The sequence below is a fragment of the Streptomyces sp. NPDC001093 genome, from assembly GCF_040298985.1.
In the GTDB taxonomy this organism is placed as follows: domain Bacteria; phylum Actinomycetota; class Actinomycetes; order Streptomycetales; family Streptomycetaceae; genus Streptomyces.
In genome coordinates this window covers 24,391-46,419 of the sequence record NZ_JBEPBF010000079.1, presented here as the reverse complement: position 1 = coordinate 46,419, position 22,029 = coordinate 24,391, and the positions used below count along the sequence as shown (strand labels likewise).

The following is a 22,029-nucleotide window of genomic DNA, read 5'->3' as shown; positions in this document are numbered from 1 at the left end:
CCGACGCGGCGGCCGCGACCGGGGTGGTGCGCGGGCGGCTGGCGGTCGGCGTGATCGTGACCGCGGCCGCCGTCGACGTGCCCGAGCTGCTGCAGCGCTACCGCGCCCGGCATCCGGAGGTCCGGGTCGTCCTGCGGTCCGGCCGCAGTGACGAGATGGCGGCGGCGATCCGCGCCGGGGAGCTGGACATCGCCTTCCTGGGCCTGCCGGAGGGTGAGCGGCCGGCCGGGGTGGAGACCGTCGTGCTCGATCACGACCGGCATGTCCTGGTGGTGCCGGCCGGGCACCGGCTGGCGGGCGCCCCGCGGGTCACGCTGGCGGAGATCGCGGGCGAGACCTTCGTGGACTTCGTGGCCGGGACGCCCGCCCGCGCCCAGTCCGACCGGGCGTTCGCCGCCGCGGGTCTGTCCCGTGACGTCGCGTACGAGGCCGGGGTCGTGGAGCTGATCACCCGGCTGATCGGGCGCGGGCTCGGCATCGCTCTGCTGCCGTCGGCGTTCATCCGGCCGCTCGCCGACGACGACTCCCGGCTGGCCCTGGTTCCGGTGCTCGACGGACCGCGACGCCTGGAGTATCTGGCCTGGAGCCGGTTCAACCCCAGCCCGGCGACCCGGGCGATGCTCGAGGTCCTCGGCGTCCGACAGCCGCCCGCACGGACCTGACGGGCTCCGGCGCCGCACAGCCCCCCTCGTCGAGGGCCTCTTCCGGTTCAGTCCAGCTGGAGCCGGTCCGCCAGGCCTGCCTCCTCGAACGCCTTCACCACGTCCTCGCGGGTCTCGGTGAAGTGGGCCCAGCTGTCGCAGTGGGCCGGGACCACCCGGCGGGCGGCGAGCAGCCGGGCGGCGGCGGCCGTCCCCTGGCCGTCGAGGACGAGGAGGGCGTCGTCGAGGACGGGCATCCTGGGTGCGCCCGCGAAGAGGACGGCGGTGTCGACGGGGGCGTGGCGGTCGGCGATCTCCTGGACCAGGTCCAGGGAGGCGTTGTCGCCGCTGACGTAGACGCTGGGCAGGTCGGCGGAGGTCAGCAGGAAGCCGGTGACCTCGCCGACGAGCGGCTCGGAGCCCTTGGGACCGTGCAGGGCCGGGGCGGCGGTCACGGTGACCGTGCCGCCGTCGGGGCGGGCCAGCTCGACGGACTGCCAGGGGGTGAGCGGCTCGGTGGTGCCGCCGAGCCGGGCGGCCGCGGCGGGGGTGGTGAGGGTGCGCGGGGTGGCGGCGAGCAGGGCGCGGCCGGAGTGGTCGAGGTTGTCGGCGTGCTGGTCGTGCGAGAGCAGGACGACGTCCACCGGGCCGAGTTCGGCGGCGCTCGTGCGGGGCGGCGCGGTCTTGGTGAGGGTGCGGCCGCTGGGCGACGGGTAGTCGCCGGGGTCGTCGAAGGTGGGGTCGGTGAGGAGGCGGAGTCCGCCGTACTCGATGAGGACGGTGGGGCCGCCGAGGACGCGGACCGGAATCTGCTCGCCGGAATCACCGGCACGGACAGCAGCAGCCATGGAACTCTCACCTCACGGATAGTAGGGGCGTCATCCGTGAGACACGCTATACCTCTCTCACGGATGGCGGCAAGCCGTACCATGAGAAGCATGAGTTCCCCGACCCCCGCCGAAGAAAGCGCCGGCCCGGTCCCGCCACCCGCGCCCGGCGCCGCCGAGCATCTCGCCCTCGACCTCGCCAACAGCGCGATCGTCCTGCCCGGCGGACAGCGGGTCGACCTGATCGACACGCCCGCGCGGGCACAGCGCTGGCTGGTGGACCGCGGGCTCGCTCCGGCCGGCGCCGGCCTGCGCGAGACCTGCGCGAGCCGGCTGCGGTCACTGCGGGAGCACATCCGCCCGCTGCTCGCCTCCCGCATCGAGGGCCGCCCCGCCCCCGGCGACGCCCTGGACGCCGTCAACGAGGCACTCACCCTCGCCCCGGCCGCCTCCCTGCTGCGCTGGTCGGCCGAGCAGGGCCTGCACCGCGCCACGGCCCACCCGACCACCCAGATCGTCGAGCACGCCCTGGCCGCCCTCGCCGCCGACGCCGCCGACCTGCTCACCGGCCCCGACGCCGACCGCCTCACCGCCTGCGGCTCCGCCCCCTGCAACCGCTACCTGCTCCGCCACGGCCGCCGCCACTGGTGCTCCACCCGCTGCGGCGACCGCGCCCGCGCGGCCCGCGCCTACGCCCGCCGGACGGGCCGCACGGAGGAAGAAGACTGAGCGGGACCGGGCGGAGACCCGCCCCCGCGCCCTCACCGTCCCCCCGGCCGACCCTACGTATTGTAGGTTCCCAACCGCCAGCGATCGCAGGGCTGTTCATTCGTCTGTTCATCGGGGGATCCATGCAGGACACGGAAACGGAGGCCGGCGGCGAGGTCTGTGTGCGCAGCCTGGCACCGACACTGACCCTGCTGGCCGTCAGCCTTGTGATCGCCGCCGTCGGCGTGTATGAACTGTGCGGGTTCGGACTGCACAGCCTCGACCGGCGGCCGCACCTGTTCAGCGACGGGCTCGCGACCGGCGGGGTGATCGTCGCCGCGGTCGCGGCCGGCGCGGCGGTGGGCAACCTGGGCTGGCATCTGATGACGGCCCGGCGCGGCCGGGGAAGGGCCGGGTAAGAGGCACGGCATCGGAAGGGCCGGGTAAGAGCGGTTGTGGGTACGCTCCTGTCCGGTACACGGCCCAACCGGACTACCTGACAAGCTGTAGGGTCAAGGGTGGCCTCGACCGAGGTCGCCCCGTCCCCCCTCATCTCAAGGTGACCAGTCACCATGTCCGCTCAGCAGCAGACCCTGATCTCCTCGCAGGTCCCCGCCCAGCGCGGTTCCCGCCGCATCCCCCAGTTGCCCGTGCCGGGCCCCCGCCTGCGCGCGCGGGCGGCCTCGGCCACCGTGTGGTACCTGCGGCTGATCGCCGTCTTCAACATCATCGCGGTCATGTCGCTGCCGTTCCGCAAAGAGGTGCAGGAACACAACGACGGCAAGCTCTTCACCGCCCGCCACGTCCACGCGCACACGCACCACGCCGGCCAGTTCTTCACGCCGTACCTGGCCACCGCGGGTCTGGTCTCGGCCGCGGCGGCGATCTTCCTGGCGCTGGTGATGCGGCGCGGCAAGCGGGCCGCCTGGGTGGTCAACCTGCTGTGCGCGGGCCCCCTGTTCGTGCTCTACGTCCTCGCGCTCACCCAGCACCCGTTCCGCGACCACGCCTTCAACTGGGTCTCCACCGCCCTCACCGGGCTCTTCGTGGCCGCCCTGCTGATCGGCCGCCGTGAGTTCAACGCCATCGGCGACCCCTCCAACCCGAAGCTCGCGCTGGCCGTCGGCGCCGGTGGGCTCCTGCTGACCGGCGGTCTGGGCACGCTGCTCGTGCACGCCACCAACAAGCTGCCCCACGCCCCTCTGCTGGAAGAGCTCGCCTACAGCCTGCTGCGCGGCATCAGCGTCGGCCCACTCGCCGACCGGGTCGACTCCGTGCACTCCCCGCGCTGGGTCGACATCATCCTCAACATCCTGCTCGCCGCGGCCTTCTGCCTGGTCCTGTACGCCTGCTTCCGCTCCCCGCGCGGCCGGAAGCTCCTCACCGAGGAGGACGAGACCCGGCTGCGGGCCCTGCTCGACAAGCACGGCGCACGCGACTCCCTCGGCTACTTCGCGCTGCGCCGCGACAAGGCCGCCATCTTCTCCCCCACCGGCAAGGCCGCCGTCACCTACCGCGTCGTCGGCGCGGTCTCCCTCGCCTCCGGCGACCCGATCGGCGACCCCGAGGCCTGGCCCGGCGCCATCGACGCCTGGCTCAGCGAGGCCCGCCGGCACGCCTGGACCCCGGCCGTCATGGGCGCGAGCGAGGAGGCCGGCACCATCTACGCCCGGCACGGCCTGGACGCCCTGGAACTCGGCGACGAGGCGATCGTCGACATCGCCGACTTCACCCTCGAGGGCCGCGCCATGCGCGTGGTCCGCCAGGCCCACAACCGGGTCAAGCGGGCCGGCTACACCGTCCGCATCCGCCGCCACGAGGACATCCCCGCCGAGGAGATGGCCCTGCTCGTCGAGCGCGCCGACCGCTGGCGCGACGGCGCCACCGAGCGCGGCTTCTCCATGGCCCTGGGCCGGCTCGGCGACCCGGCGGACGGCCGCTGCGTGATGCTGGAGTGCCGCGACGCCAACGACGAGCCGCGCGCCCTGCTCAGCTTCGTGCCCTGGGGCGAGCACGGCCTCTCCCTGGACCTGATGCGCCGCGACCGCGACTGCGAGAACGGCCTGATGGAGTACATGGTCGTGGAGCTCCTGCTGCGCGCCAAGGAGTTGGAGATCAAGCGGGTGTCGCTGAACTTTGCGATGTTCCGCTCGGTGTTCGAACGCGGCGCCCGTCTGGGCGCGGGCCCGGTCCTCCGGATCTGGCGCTCGACCCTCACCTTCTTCTCACGTTGGTGGCAGATCGAGTCCCTCTACCGCGCCAACGCCAAGTACCGCCCGGTGTGGGAACCGCGTTTCCTGCTCTTCGCCAAGAGCAGCGACATCCCCAGGATCGGCCTGGCGAGCGCCCGGGCGGAGGGTTTCCTCACGCTGCCGGGTATGGGCGGGGAGTCCTGAGCCGAAGGAAGCCGCTCACTTCACAACGCCACGGCGCTCACCCGCCCACGGTGAAACCGATCACCGCTCCTCCGCCCTCCCGCCGGAAGGCGAACGGTGCTCCGCCATGTGCCATGGCGACCTCGCGGACGATGGACAGGCCGAGGCCGGAGCCGGGCAGGGAGCGGGCGTCCGCGGCGCGGTAGAAGCGGTCGAAGATCCGGATCAGGTCGCCCTCGGCGATACCCGGCCCCCGGTCCAGCACCTCCACCCGCACGGTCCCCGACCGTGCGGGCCCGGTGATGCTGATCTCGATGGGCTCCTTGCCGCCCCGGTCGAACTTGGCCGCGTTCTCCACCAGGTTCGACATGGCCCGCTGAAGCATCCCGGGCCGCCCGTCGGTCGTCGTGTCACCGCTGGTGCGCAGCACGATCTCGCGCCCGGTACGGCGCTTGGCGAGCCCCATGACGTCCTCGGCGATGTCGGCGAGGTCCACCCGCTGCGGCGGCTCGGTGTCCGACTGCCCCGCCGCGAGGTCGACCAGCTCGTTGACCAGGTCGGTCAGCTCCCGCGCCTCCTGGGTGAGGTCGGCGACGAGGTCCTCCCGGGTGGCGGGCGGCAGTTCGTCGATACGGCGGAGGAGGGAGATGTTGGTGCGCAGGGACGTCAGCGGGGTGCGCAGTTCGTGCCCCGCGTCCTGCACCAGACGCCGCTGGTCCTCCTCGGACTGGGCCAGGCGGCCCAGCATGCGGTCGAAGGCGCGGCCGAGCCGCCCCACCTCGTCCAGGCCGGCGACCGGCACCTCGATGCCCAGCCGGCGGGTGCGGGCCACGTCCTCCGCGGCGGAGGTGAGGATCACCAGGCGCCGGGTGATCCGGCGGGCCAGCCACCAGCCGAACAGACCGGCCGCCACCACGACCGCCGCCATCAGGATCAGCGTGCGCTGCTGCAGCGTGCGCAGCAGGTCCTCGGTGTCGCTGAACTCCTGCGCGACCTGGACCGCGCCCCGCCCGTCACCGAGCGAGACGGTGGCGATGCGGTACACGTCCGAGTCCACCGGCACGTCCTTGTGCTGGACCACCTTCCCCGCCGTCGTCGCGAGCGCCATGGCCTTGTCACGGGAGGTGACGGGCAGGCTGGGGTTGCCGCGGTCCACGATCTGGCCCTGCGCGCCGAGCACCTGCACATCGGTGCGGGCGGGCCGGACCAGGTCGTGCCCGGGGCGGGAGGACGAGAAGTCCTCGGGAACCATCTCGTGCTGCCGCACCTCGCCCCGCACGTCCTGCACGACCTGCGTGAACACCGACTGCTGGTCGACCCGGACCAGCCGTGCGGCACTGCCGTAGGACAGGATGCCGACGAGGATCGTGACGGCGGCGGTGACGGCCGCGAAGGAGACGGCGAAGGTGGTGCGCAGGGAGACCAGCTTGGGCCGGCCGGGCGCCAGCAGCCGCCGCAGCCGGCTCACCTAGTCCTCCCGGAGCACGTAACCCACGCCCCGCACGGTGTGGATCAGCTGCGGTGCGCCGGGCTCGTCCAGCTTGCGGCGCAGGTAGCCGACGTAGACGGCGAGGTTCTTCGAGCCGGGCCCGAAGTCGTAGCCCCAGATCCGGTCGTAGATCGTGGAGTGGTCGAGCACGATGCCCGCGTTGCGCACGAGCAGCTCCAGCAGCTCGAACTCGGTGCGGGTCAGCTCCAGCTCGCGCTTGCCGCGCCAGGCCCGGCGGGCCTGCAGGTCCATGCGGATACCGGCGGCCTCGACCTGCCGGTCGGAGAGCTGGGGCTCCCGGCCGCCGCTCTCGCCGCCGCCGGTGCCGTTGCCGTTGCCGGCGGGCACCGGGCTGGTGCGGCGCAGCAGGGCGCGCAGCCGGGCGAAGACCTCCTCGACGTCGAACGGCTTGACCACGTAGTCGTCGGCGCCGGCGTCCAGGCCCGCGATGCGGTCGGCGGTCTCCACGAGGGCGGTGAGCATGAGAATCGGGGTGCGGTCGCCCTCCGCGCGCAGCACCCGGCAGACCTGGAGCCCGTCGATCCCCGGCATCATCACGTCGAGCAGGAGGACGTCCGGCGGCGTCTTGTGGGCCTGTGCCAGTGCCTCGACACCGTCGGCCACCGCCGTCACCTCGTACCCTTCCAGGGTCAGGGCACGCTCCAGGGCATGACGGATGGCACGGTCGTCTTCAGCGAGCAGCACAGTCTGGGGCACGCACCCAGTTTGCCAAGGCCTGAAGCGGTTCGGTCGGGGCGAGCGGACCTACGATCACGCTTTTTACCCCTCTCTCACCGTCACACGGGCAACCCGGCCCGCCGCCCTACCGTCTTCTCACCTCGCCTGAGCGCCGAGCCGGGCGAGCTGCTCCTCGAACGGTACGACCAGCGGCCCGGCCGTCCTCCCGGGCGCGGCCCCCCGCAGCCCCGTCATCAGGCCGGCCAGCTCGCCCGCCGCCCGCTCGATCCGCCCGGGCAGTCCCTCCTCGCCCCAGTCCTCCGACGCGGCGTACACCCCCGTCGGCACGACCACGGCCCGCAGATGGGTGAACAGCGGACGCAGCGCATGCTCCAGCACCAGCGAGTGCCGGGCCGTACCCCCGGTGGCGGCGATCAGCACCGGCTTGCCCACCAGCGCTTCCTTGTCCAGCACGTCGAAGAACGACTTGAACAACCCGCTGTACGAGGCACTGAACACCGGTGTGACGACGATCAGCCCGTCGGCCCCCGCCACCGCGTCCTGCGCGGCGGCGAGCGCCTTCCCGGCGAACCCGTTGGTGAAGTTGTGCGCGATCTCGACGGCGAGGTTCCGCAGCTCGACGACCTCCACCTCCACCTCCGCCCGGCGCGCCACGGCGGTGGCGAGCCGGTCGGCCAGCAGCCGGGTGGAGGACGGGACGCTCAGTCCCGCGGACACGACGACGAGCTTCATGCGACGTTCTCCTTCCGTGCGTCCTTCTGCGCGTCCTTCTGGGCGGCGGCGAGCAGGGACCGGTGGGTCGGCGCCTCCGGCACGTCCGCGGGGCGGCCGTTCGCGAACTCCTTGCGCAGTACCGGTACGACCTCCTCGCCGAGCATGTCGATCTGCTCCAGCACGGTCTTCAGCGGCAGACCGGCGTGGTCCACCAGGAACAGCTGGCGCTGGTAGTCCCCGGCGTACTCGCGGAAGGTCAGGGTCTTCTCGATCACCTGCTCCGGCGTGCCGACGGTCAGCGGGGTCTGGTCGGTGAAGTCCTCCAGGGAGGGCCCGTGGCCGTAGACCGGCGCGTTGTCGAAGTACGGCCGGAACTCGCGCACCGCGTCCTGCGAGTTCCTCCGCATGAACACCTGGCCGCCCAGGCCGACGATCGCCTGCTCGGGCGTGCCGTGCCCGTAGTGGGCGAACCGGGTCCGGTACAGCTCGACCATCCGCTTGGTGTGGTCGGCCGGCCAGAAGATGTTGTTGTGGAAGAAGCCGTCGCCGTAGTAGGCCGCCTGCTCGGCGATCTCCGGGGAGCGGATGGAGCCGTGCCAGACGAAGGGCGGTACGCCGTCCAGCGGGCGCGGGGTGGCGGTGAAGCCCTGCAGCGGTGTGCGGAACCTGCCCTCCCAGTCCACGACGTCCTCGCGCCACAGCCGGCGCAGCAGGGCGTAGTTCTCCAGGGCGAGATTGATGCCCTGCCGGATGTCCTGGCCGAACCAGGGGTAGACCGGCCCGGTGTTGCCGCGGCCCGTCATCAGGTCGACACGCCCGTCGGCCAGGTGCTGGAGCATCGCGAAGTCCTCCGCGATCTTCACCGGGTCGTTGGTGGTGATCAGGGTGGTGGACGTGGAGAGGATCAGGTTCTCGGTCCTGGCCGCCACATAGCCGAGCATGGTCGTCGGGGACGACGGCACGAACGGCGGGTTGTGGTGCTCGCCGGTGGCGAAGACGTCCAGGCCGGCCTCCTCGGCCTTGAGCGCGATGGCGACCATGGCCTTGATGCGCTCCGCCTCGGTCGGCGTACGCCCCGTGGTGGGGTCCGGCGTGACGTCGCCGACCGTGAAGATCCCGAACTGCATGGTCGCTCACCCTCCAGGTTGTTTACTGTTCAACTATACCCGTCGAACAGTTCCCCGTCCCTGGTTGTTCCAGCCCCCTTCAGGGCGCGATCACCAGCCGCCCGCGCACCCCGCCCTCCGCGAGCCGCGCATGCGCCTTGGCCGCCTCCTCCAGGGCGAACGTCTCCGCCACCCGCAGGGTCAGCACACCCTCGTCCACCAGCCGGACCAGCTCCGCGAGCTGCGCGCCGTCGGCCCGCACCCACACGTTCCGCGTGCGCACCCCCCGCTCCGCCTCCGGCAGCACCCCGTCACGGACCGCGACGAACCCGCCCCCGTCCCGCACCCACGCGAGCGCCGGCACCCCCAGCACGGCGGCGTCCAGCACGGCGTCCACACTCCCCGGCTCCACCCCGCCCGCCGTGAAGCGCGCGGCACCCAGGGAACGCACCAGCTCCTCGTCGCCCGCCCGGCCGTGCCCGGTCACCTCGATCCCCCGGTGCGCGGCCAGCTGCACCGCGAACCCGCCGACCGCACCCGCCGCCCCGGTCACCAGCAGCCGGTCACCCGGCGCGAGATCCAGCAGATCCAGGGCCTGCAGCGCGGTCAGCCCGTTCAGCGGCAGGGTGCCCGCGTGCGCCGCGTCCACCGAGGCCGGCGCCGCGGCCACGGCCTCCGCGTCCACGACGACGTACTCGGCATGAGCCCCCAGCGGATCCGCAACCCCCGCCACCAGCGCCACCACCGCATCGCCGGCCTCCCAGGAGGCGGGCGCACCCACCGCGTCCACCGTCCCGGCCACGTCCCAGCCGAGCCCCAGGGTCTTGCCGGCCCCGCCGAAGACACCGGCACGCACGGCCGCGTCCACCGGGTTCAGCGCACCCGCGGCCACCTTGATCCGCACCTGCCGCGCCCCCGGCTCCGGCACCGCGACATCCGCGATCTCCACACTCTCCGGCCCGCCGAACGCCCTCACCACAGCAGCACGCATGACAACTCTCCCCACACACCAGGCAGTTGATGACTCCGCGGCACCTTTTCGGCCGCAGCACCAACCGTAGGAGAGCTACTATCCATTGGTAAGTAGTTACCTGAGAGTGCGTAGCTGTCCCGAAGGGAAGAGCCCATGGCGACCACGACCGCCGCCCAGCGCCGCGAACAGGCCCGCGCCGACTACGACGCCTTCCTGCGCGCATGCCCCTCCCACCAGCTGCTCGGCCGGCTCAGCGACAAGTGGGTCAGCCTGGTCATCGCCGCCCTGTCCGGCGGCCCCAAGCGCTACAGCGACCTCGGCCGCACGATCGCCGGCGTCAGCCCCAAGATGCTCACCCAGACCCTGCGCACCCTCGAACGGGACGGCATCATCAGCCGCACCATCACCGCGTCCGTCCCCGTCCGCGTCGACTACGCCCTCACCCCCCTCGGCGCCGGCCTCGCCGGCCTGCTGACCGCCGTGAAGGACTGGGCCGAGACCCACTTCGAGGAGGTACGAGCGGCCCGCGAGCACTACGACACGCAGAACCCCGCCTGAACCCCTGACCAGCGGGCCTCAGAAGGCGTACGAGTCCCCGGTGTCCAGGACCAGCACCCGCACCCGGTCGTTCGTGTGGTCCTTGCCCGTCGTGCCACCGCCCCACACCTTCTCGATCTCCAGCGTGACCTCCGACGACGTCTCCCCCAGCCGCACCGGCACGTCCAGCTGCTCACCCGCCCCCTTCACGGCCAGCGCACCCGTCCCGCACACCACCGTCCGCTCGTCCTCCCGGACACACCGCGCCGGCAACTGCTGCCCCTCGGCCAGCGCCACCGACCAGCGCAGCCGCACGGTCGCGTCCGGCACGGCGGCGGGACCGTCGTTGCGCGGGGTCAGCTTCACCTCGACCTCGTCGCCGCTCATCACCGCCGTCCCGTGAAAGGACAGATCGGCCTCGGGCACGGGAGCCGGGGCGGCCACCGCGGCCCCAGACGCCGACAGCACACCGGCCAAGGCCCCCGCCACCATCCACGTCCGCATCCGCACGCCGCTCACCACTCCACGCTCGCGATCGATCCCACTGCTGAACGGATGTATGCCACGCAGACCACGGCGCAGGCGCCGTCCAACAGGTGACAAGCCACGCACCGGCTCCCACACCCCGCATGACAGGCTGCTGCCCATGTCGATCCTCCGCTCCGCCGCCCTCTTCGTCGTCGCCGCCGTCTTCGAGATCGGCGGCGCCTGGCTGATCTGGCAGGGCGTACGCGAGCACCGGGGCTGGCTGTGGATGACAGGCGGGGTCCTGGCCCTCGGCGCGTACGGCTTCGTCGCCACCTTCCAGCCGGACGCCCACTTCGGCCGCATCCTGGCCGCGTACGGCGGCATCTTCGTCGCCGGCTCACTGCTGTGGGGCGCGGTCGCGGACGGCTACCGCCCCGACCGCTGGGACGTGACCGGGGCGCTGATCTGCCTGGCCGGCATGGCCGTGATCATGTGGGCCCCGAGGAACGGCGCCTGAGCCTCACTTACGCTGGACGGAGCCGTAAGCCACCAGAACTCCAGGAGCTGCCCATGGCCCCCGCGTCCCGCATCGCCGTCGTCACCGGTGCGAGCAGCGGCATCGGCGCCGCCACGGCCCGGCAGCTCGCCGAGGCCGGCTACCGCGTCGTCCTCACCGCCCGCCGCAAGGACCGCATCGAGGCACTGGCGGAGGAGCTGACCAAGGCGGGCCACTCGGCGGTCGCCTACCCGCTGGACGTGACCGACCGCGCGGCCGTCGACGAGTTCGCGACGGCCTTCCAGACCATCGGCGTCCTGGTCAACAACGCGGGCGGCGCCCTCGGCGCGGACCCCGTGGCCACCGGCGACCCGGCGGACTGGCGCACGATGTACGAGACGAACGTCATCGGCACCCTGAACCTCACCCAGGCCCTGCTGCCCAAGCTGGTGGCCAGCGGTGACGGCACCATCGTCGTCGTCTCCTCCACCGCAGGCCACGGCACCTACGAGGGCGGGGCCGGCTATGCCGCCGCCAAGCACGGCGCCCACGTCCTCGCCGAGACCCTCCGCCTGGAGATCGTCGGCCGGCCGGTCCGCGTCATCGAGATCGCCCCCGGCATGGTGAAGACGGAGGAGTTCGCCCTGACCCGCTTCGCCGGCGACGAGGCCAAGGCGGCCAAGGTCTACGAGGGCGTGGCCGAGCCCCTCACGGCGGACGACGTCGCGGAGACGATCACCTGGGCCGTCACCCGCCCCAGCCACGTCAACGTGGACCTCCTCGTCCTCCGCCCCCGCGCCCAGGCCTCCAACACCAAGGTCCACAGGGAGCCGTGATGCCCGAGTCCCCCGACCTCCCCGAGACCCCCGCCTCCGCCGACGCCCTGGAGAGCCTGGAACAACGCCGCCTGGCCCAGGAGACCAGGGACGAACGCAAGGTCTGGTACTTCCTGGGCTACTTCCTCTTCGGCATCCACCTCGTGGCCTTCGTGATGATCTACGCGGTACGGCACGCGAAGTGACCTGACGGACAGGCTCGTTCACTCACACGAGGGAACCTCGCAGATCACCCGATCAACAACCGAACAGGCGCCCCAGGCTCGCGCCACACGATCAATTCGACGGCCCTCAGCAGGGATGCAGCCCCGCTGAGGGCCTCACCAGCACGGAAGTGGAGGCTTCCCTGTGGCTGAATGCGAGCCTATCGGGCACCGGTTCATGGATCTCACGGTGCCCGAGTACGCGTACATGTTCGGGTTCTTGCAGGTGGATGGGCACCTGCAACAGGGCGCCGGGCAGAAGGGCAAGTTGACTGTTGAGCTCAGCGCACGAGACGCCGACCTCCTGAGGGCCTTCCAGAAGTTGACGCCGTACAACAGCAGCCCAACGCACCCGGTCCACGAACTTCGCCGAGACACACTCCGCCGCCGTCTGGAGCCTGTGTTCGCTGGAAGCCAGAACCAGGATCAACGAACTCGGCCTTCCGTACGGACGCAAGTCAAGAACGATTGCGCCGCCCCAGGTCGAATTCTCCCGCCCCGATTACCTGCGGGGCCTGATCGATGCAGACGGCTCCGTCGGCTTCACCACGCAGGGCTACCCGTTCCTCTCCCTGACCACAGCCAGTACGGCCATCGTCGCCTACCTGTGCTTCTACGTAGAGGGGATTACGAGCACCAAGCGCACGCCTCGACGCAACCAACGCGATGACATCTACAACATCACCTACATCACCGAGACGGCCAAGGCCCTGAGCGAGCATCTCTACTATCCCGGCTGCCTTTCTCTGCAGCGCAAGCGGGAGGCCGCCGACCTCGTCGGCCAACTGGGTTCGTCCCGCAGGATCAAAACCCAGACGTCCCCGCATCGAGTGGACGAGTGAAATGGACCGAGTCCTGCTCGCGGCTCCGAAGATCGCGCACGCGGCAGCCCAACTCGGCCACTCCCAGAGCGCCTGCCAAGTACGCCGCTGGAAACTGCTGCACGGCGTAGTGCCGCTGCCCGACTGAGCAGCCTGCTGGGCGCGGCGAGGGTTCGCCGCGCCCAGCAGCATTCCTAGCCCTTCACACAGATGAACTGCTTCAGCTTCGCCACGACCTCCACGAGATCACGCTGCTGCGCCATCACCTGGTCGATGTTCTTGTAGGCGCCCGGAATCTCATCCAGGACCCCCGCGTCCTTGCGGCACTCCACACCCCGCGTCTGTTCCTCAAGGTCCTTGACGGTGAAGTGCCGCTTCGCTGCGTTGCGACTCATACGCCGACCTGCCCCGTGGGACGCCGAGTTGAAGGCCTTCTCGTTCCCGAGGCCCTTCACGATGTACGAGCTGGTACCCATCGAGCCCGGAATGATCCCGAACTCCCCGGAGCCGGCTCGGATCGCTCCCTTGCGGGTCACGAGCAGATCCATGCCCTCGTACCGCTCCTCAGCAACGTAATTGTGGTGACACGAGATCTCCGGCTCGAAGGTCGGCTTGGCCTTCTTGAACTCCTTGTGGACCACGTCCTTCAGGAGCGCCATCATGAGCGCGCGGTTGTACTTGGCGTACTCCTGCGCCCAGTAGAGATCGTTCCTGTACGCCGCCATCTGCGGGGTGTCCGAGACGAACACCGCCAGGTCACGGTCGACCAGCCCCTGGTTGTGCGGGAGCCCCTGCGCGACACCGATGTGGTACTCGGCGAGTTCCTTGCCGATATTGCGTGAACCAGAGTGCAACATCAGCCAGACCGAATTTGTCTGATCAAGACACAACTCGATCAGGTGGTTGCCGCCTCCGAGTGTCCCCATCTGCTTATGCGCCCGCTCCTGACGGAATTTGACGGCTTCCGCAACCCCGTCGAACCGCCCCCAGAAGTCGTCCCACCCGGCCGTGGCCAAGCCATGGAAGTCCCCCGGCTCCACGGCATCCTCATGCATCCCCCGCCCCACCGGAATCGCCTGCTCGATCTTCGAGCGCAGACGCGACAGGTCACCCGGCAGGTCGTTCGCCGTCAGCGACGTCTTCACCGCCGACATCCCGCAGCCGATGTCCACCCCGACCGCCGCCGGGCACACCGCGCCCTGCATGGCGATGACGGAACCGACCGTCGCACCCTTGCCGTAGTGCACGTCCGGCATCACGGCCAGGCCCTTGATCCACGGCAGGGTCGCCACGTTCTGGAGCTGGCGCAGGGCCACGTCCTCGACCGTCGCGGGGTCGGTCCACATCCGGATCGGGACCTTCGCGCCCGGCATCTCCACGTACGACATACGTTCCTCATTCCCCCGAAAACGACAACAAAGGCTTACACAACGCTTATAAGCGGCAAACAGGAAAAGCAGCATCGACGCCGGTGAAAAAGGACAAGGGACCGGCGGTCACGGCAGTGCGTGCGATACACATTGTCTCCAGGGGGCGCCCCGCTGCGGCAAGCGAATAACCAGCGGGGACACTGGAGCACCAAGCGAGCGCACACCCGAGAGGAGCCCGACCGTGCAGCGGAAGGCGTACGTAACCGGCACCGCCGCTCTCCTCGCGGCGCTGCTGGCCGGCTGCACGAGCGGCTCGGGCAGTGACAGCCCCCCGGACAACGCCAATCCGGGCGACGCCGGCACCGCCAAGGCCGCCGCCCAGCCGGGCAGGTACCGCACGCTGCCGGAGCCCTGCGGTGCGGTCAGCCACGACACCCTGGACTCGATGCTGCCCGGCATCAGGCAGATCGCCGACCCCGCCCAGCGGGACAAGGCCTACCAGGGCCAGGCCGCGCTCACCTACGACACCGATCGCAAGGTGGGTTGCCGCTGGAAGGTGGAGTCCGCCGACGCCACCGATCGTCTCTCGGTCGATTTCGAGCGCGTGGTGTCGTACGACAACACGGTCAGCGACGACGACCAGGCGAAGAAGCTGTTCGAGGGCTTGGAGTCGGCCGCCGACCTTCCCGAGCCGAGCGGTTCCGCGGCGACGAGCGGGTCACCGGCGCCCTCGTCCTCGGCCTCGTCCTCGGCCTCGTCCTCGGCTTCGGTCCCGGCCTCGCCGTCGTCGTCCGCCTCGTCGTCCTCGTCGTCCGTTTCCTCGTCCGCGCCCAGCGGCAGTCCCTCCGGTTCTCCGTCCGGCTCTCCCTCCGGTTCCGCCACGGCCGATCTGCAGCCCCGGGTGCTGTCGGATCTCGGTGACGAGGCGTATATCGACGACCAGCTCGGTTCGTCCGGTTCGACCGTCGGGCAGCGGACGGTGACTGTGGTGTTCCGCACGTCCAACGTCGTCGTCACCATCGAGTACGAGGAGCAGCCGACGGCCGTCGGAACGGTTCCGGACAGCAAGGAAATGCAGGACAGGGCCCGTAAACTGGCCTCTCAACTGGACGATGCGCTGGGCGGTTGACCGCCCGGGGGGCCGTCGGCTCGGCCGCGCGCGAAGCATCCGAACGGAAACCGCACAGCTCCTTCACCGCGTACCGTGGGGCCCCGCAGGAACCCGCACGACCACCGAGCGTCATGAGTGAAGGAACCATGCAGCGAGCAGCCCAGCAAGACGACCGTGCCCAGCGACAGATGCGTGGCAAGCGCCTGAGCCGTGTTCTTGTCTGCGCGGCAGCCGTGCCGGCGGTGTTGATCACGGCCGCCTGTTCGTCGGGCTCGGGTGACTCCAAGGGCAAGGGCACCGGCAGTGGTGCGCAGCAGTCCGCGGGGAGCGGCGCGCAGTCCACGGCGAGCGTGTCCCCGGGTGTGCAGGCGGCCGCGTACCAGAAGCTGCCCGGGGCGTGTGCGGTGCTGTCGCAGAAGACCCTGACGGATCTGGTGCCGAAGGGCACGTCGGGCAAGAAGGGCGGGTCGGACGATCCGTCGTTGCGTGGCTCCTGTTCCTGGAGCAGTCTGGACAACAACGGTGTGAAGGGGTCGCAGTTCCGGTGGCTGAACGTGTCCCTGCTCCGTTTCGATGCGGACGCCACGCGCGGTGCCGGTGACACGCAGGCCCACACGTACTTCGCCCAGCAGGTCAAGGACGCCGAGTCGGTGGCCGGTGCGAAGAACACCAAGGAGGTTCCGCTGTCGGGTACGGGGGCGGAGGCGACGGCCGTGCGGTACGACCTGCAGAAGAAGGAAGGCCTTTTCAAGCAGCAGACGGTGGTCGCGCGGGTCGAGAACGTGGTGGTCACGCTCGACTACAACGGCGCCGGTCTCGCGGGTGAGCAGACCCCGGACGCCGACGAACTGACGAAGGCGGCGGAGCGTGCGGTCAAGGAGGCGGTCGGGGCGGTGCAGTCCGCCAACGGTTCGTCCTCGTCGGCCGGTTCGGGTGCGAAGGTCTCGGCGTCGCCCTCGCAGTCGGCGTCGGGGTCCCCGTCCAAGTCGGCTTCTTCCAGCGCTTCTCCGTCCAAGTCGGCCACGAAGAAGAACTGACCGCCCGGTCCGTAGGGGTTCGAAGTCCCGACCGGTACCACGTTCGCCGTTCGCGTGTGCCACCCTGTTGCGCGCAACAACAGGCAAGGGGAGGGGAGTACGAGTGGCCGCGCCACTGCAGCTGACTCGGATGCACCGCGTTCTCATCGGTGTGGTCGTGACCGGCGCCTTGATCATCGCTGGTATCGGCTTCGCCGGCTCCTACGCGGCCGTCCGTGAGCTGGCCATCAAGAAGGGCTTCGGGAACTTCTCCTATGTCTTCCCGGTGGGCATCGACGCGGGTATCTGTGTCCTGCTGTCCCTGGACCTGCTCCTGACCTGGATTCGCATACCCTTCCCGCTGCTGCGGCAGACGGCGTGGCTGCTGACGGCGGCGACGATCGCGTTCAACGGTGCCGCCGCCTGGCCGGATCCGCTGGGTGTCGGCATGCACGCGGTGATCCCGGTGCTGTTCGTGGTGGCGGTGGAGGCGGCCCGGCACGCGATCGGCCGGATCGCCGACATCACGGCGGACAAGCACATGGAGGGTGTCCGTCTGACGCGCTGGCTGCTCTCTCCGGTTCCCACCTTTCTGCTGTGGCGTCGGATGAAGCTGTGGGAGCTGCGCTCGTACGACCAGGTGATCAAGCTGGAGCAGGAACGTCTCGTCTACCAGGCCCGCCTGCGCTCCCGCTTCGGCCGCGCCTGGCGCCGGAAGGCGCCGGTGGAGTCCCTGATGCCGTTGCGTCTGGCGAAGTACGGCGTTCCGCTGGCGGAGACGGCCGGGGCGGGCCTGGCGGCGGCGGGCATAGAACCGGTCCTGTTGCCGGCCGTGCCGCAGCAGCTGCGGCTGGCGGCGGGCGATGCCGGCGCCGTGGTCGCGGGCGGTCGTGCCGTTGGGGCGGCACCCGTGCCGCAGCAGGCGGTACCTGTCGGCGAGCAGCGCCCCGAGGAACCCCCGGTGGACGAGCAGAGTCCCTGGTTCCAGGCTCAGCGTCAGGTCGACTACCACGGTGGCTACGACCCGGCCTATGACCCGATGATGCAGGAGCCTCAGTACGCCCCGGACGAACAGTACGAGGAGTGGTACGAGGAGCAGCAGCCGGAGGACTTCCAGCAGCCCTCGCCCGAGGAGACCGGCAGTTTCCCCATTCCGGTGGGCCCGAACCGCACCCGGGAGCTGGGTGAGGGCGGTGGTGCCCCGGAGCCCGATGAGGAGTCGTACTACCAGGTCTTCCGTCAGTCGATCGACGGCAGCTTCCCCACTCCGCATCAGTTCGGCGAGGCGGTGGAGGCGACGTTCAGCATGAAGCTTCCCAGCCGTGAGGCCGACCGTATGGTCAAGCGTTTCACCAACCGCTTCAACGCGGAGCTGGAAGAGAATCACATCGCCTAGAGTCCGCACGGGAAAAGGGGCCCTCCGTCGAGGGCCCCTTTTCCGTTACCGCTTGTGCGTACCGGTGCTTGTGCGGACCGGTTACGTGTACCGGCTCACTCTCCGAGCAGGCGCCGTACCCGCTCCTGCCCGACCGCGAGCAGCAGCGTGGGCAGCCGGGGGCCGGTGTCGCGGCCGACGAGCAGGTGGTACAGGAGGGCGAAGAACGCGCGCTGAGCCGTCTTGATCTCGGCGGGGAGTTCCTTCGGGGTGGCGTCGGCCGGGAAGCCGGCCTGTACCTTGGGCACGCCGTAGACGAGGTGGGTCAGTCCGTCGAGCGACCAGTGCTCGGCGAGTCCGTCGAGCAGCAGCCGTACGGACTGCTGGGAGGCCTCGTCGAGGGACTTCAGCAGTTCGGCGTCGGGCTCGTCGCGCACGATGGTCCGCTGGTCGGCGGGCACGTGTGTGTTGATCCAGGCCTCGGCCTTGTCGTAGCGGGGCCGTGCCTCGTCCAGGGAGGCGAGCGGCTGTTCCGGGTCCAGCTCGGACAGGATCCGCAGTGCCTGGTCCTCGTGTCCGGCGGTGATGTCGGCGACGGAGGCGAGTGTGCGGTACGGCAGCGGGCGCGGGGTCTTCGGCAGCTCGGCGGCGGCCGTACCGACGGCGCGGGTGTACGCGGCGACGTCGGCGGGCAGGGCGGAGCCGTCGGTGACCTTGGCCGCGAGCTTGTCCCACTCGTCGTAGAGCCGCTGGATCTCCTGGTCGAAGGCGATCTTGAAGGACTGGTTGGGCCTGCGGCGGGCGTAGAGCCAGCGCAGGATCTGCGGTTCCATGATCTTCAGTGCGTCGGCCGGGGTCGGGACCCCACCGCGCGAGGACGACATCTTCGCCATGCCGCTGATGCCCACGAAGGCGTACATGGGCCCGATGGGCTGCTTGCCGCCGAAGATCCCGACGATCTGGCCGCCGACCTGGAAGCTGGATCCCGGGGAGGAGTGGTCGACGCCGCTGGGCTCGAAGACGACGCCCTCGTACGCCCAGCGCATCGGCCAGTCGACCTTCCAGACCAGCTTGCCGCGGTTGAACTCGCTGAGCCGCACGGTCTCGGTGAAGCCGCACGCGGTGCAGGTGTAGGCGAGTTCGGTGGAGTCGTCGTCGTAGGAGGTGACGGTGGTCAGGTCCTTCTCGCAGTTGCCGCAGTACGGCTTGTACGGGAAGTACCCGGCGGAGCCGGAGCTGCCGTCGTCCTCGGACGCGGCGCCCGAGCCCTCCTCGGCCTCCAGTTCGGCCTCGTCGACGGCCTTCTGCTGCTGCTTCTTCGGGGCCTTCTTCGTGCGGTACTGGGCGAGGATCGCGTCGATCTCGCCGCGGTGCTTCATGGCGTGCAGGATCTGCTCGCGGTAGGTGCCGGAGGTGTACTGCGCGGTCTGGCTGATCCCGTCGAACTCGACGCCGAGCTCGGCGAGCGAGGCGATCATGGCGGCCTTGAAGTGCTCGGCCCAGTTCGGGTACGTGGAGCCGTGCGGTGCCGGCACCGAGGTCAGCGGCTTGCCGATGTGCTCGGCCCAGGACTCGTCGACGCCCGCGATGCCTGCCGGGACCTTGCGGTACCGGTCGTAGTCGTCCCAGGAGATCAGGTGCCGGACCTGGTGGCCACGGCGGCGGATCTCGTCGGCGACCAGGTGCGGGGTCATGACCTCGCGGAGGTTGCCCAGGTGGATGGGTCCGGACGGCGAGAGTCCGGACGCGACGACGACCGGTTTGCCCGGGGCCCGGCGCTCCGACTCCTCGATGACCTCATCCGCGAAACGGGAGACCCAGTCGGTGGTCTCGGTGCTCTGAGCCACGATCGGCACGTCCTTCTTTCTGAACGGGGTGGCACTCCATCTGATCGGGGTGACACCCCATTCTCACAGACGGGCTCGCGCCCGCGAAAACGGCTTTACCCGCCGTGGGATACTGGCTGGGACTATCCATCCCCACGAGGAGAACGGCACCCATTCCTATGGCCTCGGTCACGTCCCTCAGCGACAACGTCCAGCGGCACCTCGCGTCCGCCCTCTCGGCCACCCTGCCGGAGGCCGCCGGCGCGGACCCGCTGCTGCGACGAAGCGACCGGGCCGACTTCCAGGCCAACGGGATCCTCGCGCTGGCCAAGAAGGCGAAGGCGAACCCGAGGGAGCTGGCGACGCAGGTCGTCTCCCGGGTGGTGACGGGTGACGAGCTGATCAAGGACGTCGAGGTCTCCGGCCCCGGCTTCCTGAACATCACGGTCGCGGACCGGGCGATCACCGGGAACCTGGCCGCGCGGTACGCGGACGAGACCGGCCGCCTCGGCGTGCCGACCGCCGCCGAGCCGGGCACGACGGTGATCGACTACGCGCAGCCGAACGTGGCGAAGGAGATGCACGTCGGCCATCTGCGCTCCGCCGTGATCGGGGACTCGGTGGCCCAGCTCCTGGAGTTCACGGGCGAGAACGTGGTGCGGCGCCACCACATCGGCGACTGGGGCACCCAGTTCGGCATGCTCATCCAGTACCTGGACGAGCACCCGCACGAGCTGGACCACAAGGAGGCCCAGGTCACCGGTGAGGAGGCGATGTCGAACCTCGACCGCCTCTACAAGGCCGCGCGCAAGCTGTTCGACTCCGACGAGGAGTTCAAGACGCGGGCCCGGCGCCGGGTGGTCGACCTCCAGGCCGGCGACCCGCACACGCTGGCCATGTGGCAGAAGTTCGTGGACGAGTCGAAGATCTACTTCTTCTCCGTCTTCGAGAAGCTGGACATGGAGATCCGCGACCCGGACATCGTCGGCGAGTCGGGCTACAACGACATGCTGGCCGAGACCTGCCGCCTTCTGGAGGAGTCCGGGGTGGCCGTCCGCTCGGAGGGCGCCCTGTGCGTCTTCTTCGAGGACGTCAAGGGCCCGGACGGCAACCCGGTGCCGCTGATCGTCCAGAAGTCGGACGGTGGCTACGGCTACGCGGCGACGGACCTGTCCGCCATCCGTGACCGTGTCTTCAGCCTGAAGGCGAACAACCTCGTCTACGTGGTGGACGCCCGCCAGGCCCTGCACTTCAAGATGGTCTTCGAGACGGCGCGGCGGGCCGGCTGGCTGAACGAGGACGTCACCGCCTTCCAGCTGGCCTTCGGCACGGTCCTCGGCAAGGACGGCAAGCCGTTCAAGACGCGTGAGGGCGAGACGGTCCGTCTGGTGGACCTCCTCGACGAGGCGATCGACCGTGCCTCGGCCGTCGTGCGGGAGAAGGCCCAGGACCTGTCCGAGGAGGAGATCGCCGAGCGGGGTGCCCAGGTGGGCATCGGCGCGGTGAAGTACGCGGACCTGTCGACGTCGGCGAACCGGGACTACAAGTTCGACCTGGACCAGATGGTCTCGCTCAACGGCGACACGAGCGTGTATCTGCAGTACGCGTACGCCCGGATCCGGTCCATCCTCCGCAAGGCCGGTGAGACCCGTCCGGCCGCGCATCCGGAGCTGGCACTGGCGGAGGCGGAGCGTGCCCTGGGCCTGCATGTCGACGCGTTCGCGGAGACGGTGACGGAGGCGGCGGCGGAGTACGCCCCGCACAAGCTGGCGGCATACCTCTACCAGCTGGCGTCCCTGTACACGTCCTTCTACGACAAGTGCCCGGTCCTGAAGGCCGAGACGCCGCAGCAGGTGGAGAACCGTCTGTTCCTGTGCGACATCACGGCCCGCACCCTGCACCGGGGCATGGCCCTGCTGGGCATCCGGACGCCGGAGAAGCTCTGACCCCCAGCACGCGGGGCGTAAGTAGGACAGCGGCTGTCCTACTTACGCCCTAGGGTCCTCGTCATGACCACGGAGACCTCTCCCGCGCCCGCGTTCCGCTTCGCCGCCGTCACCTTCGACTGTGCCGACCCCGCCGAACTGGCCCGTTTCTACGGCGAGTTGCTCGGCATGTCGGTTCTCTTCTCCACCGACGACTTCGTCCTCCTCGGCAAGGAGGGCGCGACCGGCCTCGGCTTCAACCGGCTCGCCGACTACCGCCCGCCCACCTGGCCGGACCCGGCCCAGGAGAAGCAGGCGCACATCGAGCTGGGCGTGGACGACCTGGACAGCGCCGAGAAGCGGCTGCTCGACCTGGGCGCCCGCAAGCCGGAGTTCCAGCCGGGCGAGGAGCGGTGGCGGGTGCTGCTGGATCCCGCCGGGCACCCGTTCTGCATCACCACGCTCGTCTGAGCGCGTTCGTGGCCGGCTCGCTCACGCACGGACACGCCCGCG

The 22,029-nt window shown here is 70.3% G+C and carries 23 protein-coding genes; 14 read left to right on the top strand and 9 right to left on the bottom strand.

Annotated elements, in window-relative coordinates:
* The coding region (locus ABT288_RS31475; RefSeq protein ID WP_351614892.1) for a LysR substrate-binding domain-containing protein at window positions 1–662 on the top strand (662 nt) is incomplete at its 5' end.
* Window positions 663–709: 47 nt separating this feature from the next.
* Here ABT288_RS31475 and ABT288_RS31470 read toward each other — a convergent pair.
* Window positions 710–1,489: an MBL fold metallo-hydrolase gene (locus ABT288_RS31470; RefSeq protein WP_351614889.1), complete on the bottom strand. Its 780-nt coding sequence runs from the start codon at window positions 1,487–1,489 to the stop codon at window positions 710–712.
* Between the two features lie 81 nt (window positions 1,490–1,570).
* Between ABT288_RS31470 and ABT288_RS31465 the strand changes: the two genes are divergently transcribed.
* From ABT288_RS31465 to ABT288_RS31455, 3 genes are all read left to right on the top strand, one after another.
* Window positions 1,571–2,197: a CGNR zinc finger domain-containing protein gene (locus tag ABT288_RS31465; protein WP_351614887.1), complete on the top strand. Its 627-nt coding sequence runs from the start codon at window positions 1,571–1,573 to the stop codon at window positions 2,195–2,197.
* 122 nt (window positions 2,198–2,319) lie between these two features.
* Window positions 2,320–2,595, top strand: coding sequence for a hypothetical protein (locus tag ABT288_RS31460; protein ID WP_351614884.1), 276 nt, complete (start codon window positions 2,320–2,322; stop codon window positions 2,593–2,595).
* 153 nt (window positions 2,596–2,748) lie between these two features.
* Entirely contained in the window at window positions 2,749–4,572 is a 1,824-nt protein-coding gene (locus tag ABT288_RS31455) for a phosphatidylglycerol lysyltransferase domain-containing protein (RefSeq protein WP_351614881.1), read from the top strand.
* A gap of 37 nt (window positions 4,573–4,609) precedes the next feature.
* Here ABT288_RS31455 and ABT288_RS31450 read toward each other — a convergent pair whose 3' ends face one another.
* The 5 genes from ABT288_RS31450 to ABT288_RS31430 all read right to left on the bottom strand — a co-directional run bounded on the left by ABT288_RS31450 (window position 4,610) and on the right by ABT288_RS31430 (window position 9,550).
* Complete coding sequence (locus ABT288_RS31450) at window positions 4,610–6,019, bottom strand: sensor histidine kinase (protein WP_351614878.1); 1,410 nt, start codon at window positions 6,017–6,019, stop codon at window positions 4,610–4,612.
* Window positions 6,020–6,745, bottom strand: coding sequence for a response regulator transcription factor (locus ABT288_RS31445; RefSeq protein ID WP_351614900.1), 726 nt, complete (start codon window positions 6,743–6,745; stop codon window positions 6,020–6,022). It lies immediately after the preceding gene.
* Between the two features lie 129 nt (window positions 6,746–6,874).
* A complete protein-coding gene (locus ABT288_RS31440) occupies window positions 6,875–7,471 on the bottom strand; it encodes a CE1759 family FMN reductase (protein WP_351614875.1) in 597 nt (198 codons plus the stop codon).
* Complete coding sequence (locus tag ABT288_RS31435; RefSeq protein ID WP_351614872.1) at window positions 7,468–8,580, bottom strand: LLM class flavin-dependent oxidoreductase; 1,113 nt, start codon at window positions 8,578–8,580, stop codon at window positions 7,468–7,470. Before ABT288_RS31435 ends, ABT288_RS31440 begins: the two co-directional genes overlap by 4 nt.
* Window positions 8,581–8,659: 79 nt before the next feature.
* Window positions 8,660–9,550: an NADP-dependent oxidoreductase gene (locus tag ABT288_RS31430; protein ID WP_351614869.1), complete on the bottom strand. Its 891-nt coding sequence runs from the start codon at window positions 9,548–9,550 to the stop codon at window positions 8,660–8,662.
* A gap of 135 nt (window positions 9,551–9,685) precedes the next feature.
* Here ABT288_RS31430 and ABT288_RS31425 point away from each other — a divergent pair, with 135 nt between their 5' ends.
* The gene (locus tag ABT288_RS31425; RefSeq protein ID WP_351614867.1) at window positions 9,686–10,090 is read left to right on the top strand and encodes a winged helix-turn-helix transcriptional regulator; all 405 of its coding nucleotides are present in this window, start codon (window positions 9,686–9,688) and stop codon (window positions 10,088–10,090) included.
* Between the two features lie 18 nt (window positions 10,091–10,108).
* Here the strand turns inward: ABT288_RS31425 and ABT288_RS31420 are convergent, their stop codons facing one another.
* On the bottom strand, window positions 10,109–10,588 hold the full coding sequence (locus ABT288_RS31420) for a hypothetical protein (protein ID WP_351614864.1): 480 nt from the start codon (window positions 10,586–10,588) through the stop codon (window positions 10,109–10,111).
* A 127-nt stretch (window positions 10,589–10,715) separates the two neighbouring features.
* Between ABT288_RS31420 and ABT288_RS31415 the strand changes: the two genes are divergently transcribed.
* The 4 genes from ABT288_RS31415 to ABT288_RS31395 all read left to right on the top strand — a co-directional run bounded on the left by ABT288_RS31415 (window position 10,716) and on the right by ABT288_RS31395 (window position 13,041).
* Window positions 10,716–11,054 (top strand): YnfA family protein, encoded by a 339-nt coding sequence (locus ABT288_RS31415; protein WP_351614861.1) that lies wholly within the window; start codon window positions 10,716–10,718, stop codon window positions 11,052–11,054.
* A 53-nt stretch (window positions 11,055–11,107) separates the two neighbouring features.
* A complete protein-coding gene (locus ABT288_RS31410; RefSeq protein ID WP_351614858.1) occupies window positions 11,108–11,869 on the top strand; it encodes an SDR family NAD(P)-dependent oxidoreductase in 762 nt (253 codons plus the stop codon).
* A complete protein-coding gene (locus ABT288_RS31405; protein WP_351614855.1) occupies window positions 11,869–12,054 on the top strand; it encodes a hypothetical protein in 186 nt (61 codons plus the stop codon). Before ABT288_RS31410 ends, ABT288_RS31405 begins: the two co-directional genes overlap by 1 nt.
* 861 nt (window positions 12,055–12,915) lie before the next feature.
* Window positions 12,916–13,041 carry a hypothetical protein gene (locus tag ABT288_RS31395; RefSeq protein ID WP_351614852.1) on the top strand — a complete coding sequence of 42 codons (126 nt, stop codon included), beginning with the start codon at window positions 12,916–12,918 and terminating at the stop codon, window positions 13,039–13,041.
* Between the two features lie 46 nt (window positions 13,042–13,087).
* On the opposite strand, the gene ABT288_RS31390 is transcribed toward ABT288_RS31395, so the two are convergent.
* A complete protein-coding gene (locus tag ABT288_RS31390; protein WP_351614850.1) occupies window positions 13,088–14,281 on the bottom strand; it encodes an RtcB family protein in 1,194 nt (397 codons plus the stop codon).
* Window positions 14,282–14,504: 223 nt separating this feature from the next.
* Here ABT288_RS31390 and ABT288_RS31385 point away from each other — a divergent pair, with 223 nt between their 5' ends.
* The 3 genes from ABT288_RS31385 (at window position 14,505) to ABT288_RS31375 (ending at window position 17,786) form a co-directional block, all read left to right on the top strand.
* A complete protein-coding gene (locus tag ABT288_RS31385) occupies window positions 14,505–15,392 on the top strand; it encodes a DUF3558 domain-containing protein (RefSeq protein ID WP_351614847.1) in 888 nt (295 codons plus the stop codon).
* A 170-nt stretch (window positions 15,393–15,562) separates the two neighbouring features.
* On the top strand, window positions 15,563–16,411 hold the full coding sequence (locus ABT288_RS31380) for a DUF3558 domain-containing protein (RefSeq protein WP_351614845.1): 849 nt from the start codon (window positions 15,563–15,565) through the stop codon (window positions 16,409–16,411).
* Between the two features lie 130 nt (window positions 16,412–16,541).
* On the top strand, window positions 16,542–17,786 hold the full coding sequence (locus ABT288_RS31375; RefSeq protein ID WP_351614894.1) for a DUF2637 domain-containing protein: 1,245 nt from the start codon (window positions 16,542–16,544) through the stop codon (window positions 17,784–17,786).
* 95 nt (window positions 17,787–17,881) lie between these two features.
* Here ABT288_RS31375 and lysS read toward each other — a convergent pair whose 3' ends face one another.
* Window positions 17,882–19,621, bottom strand: coding sequence for a lysine--tRNA ligase (lysS, locus tag ABT288_RS31370; RefSeq protein WP_351614843.1), 1,740 nt, complete (start codon window positions 19,619–19,621; stop codon window positions 17,882–17,884).
* A 149-nt stretch (window positions 19,622–19,770) separates the two neighbouring features.
* Here lysS and argS point away from each other — a divergent pair, with 149 nt between their 5' ends.
* Window positions 19,771–21,537: an arginine--tRNA ligase gene (gene argS / locus ABT288_RS31365; RefSeq protein ID WP_351614840.1), complete on the top strand. Its 1,767-nt coding sequence runs from the start codon at window positions 19,771–19,773 to the stop codon at window positions 21,535–21,537.
* A 63-nt stretch (window positions 21,538–21,600) separates the two neighbouring features.
* Window positions 21,601–21,987 (top strand): VOC family protein, encoded by a 387-nt coding sequence (locus ABT288_RS31360; protein WP_351614834.1) that lies wholly within the window; start codon window positions 21,601–21,603, stop codon window positions 21,985–21,987.
* Window positions 21,988–22,029: the final 42 nt, after the last annotated feature.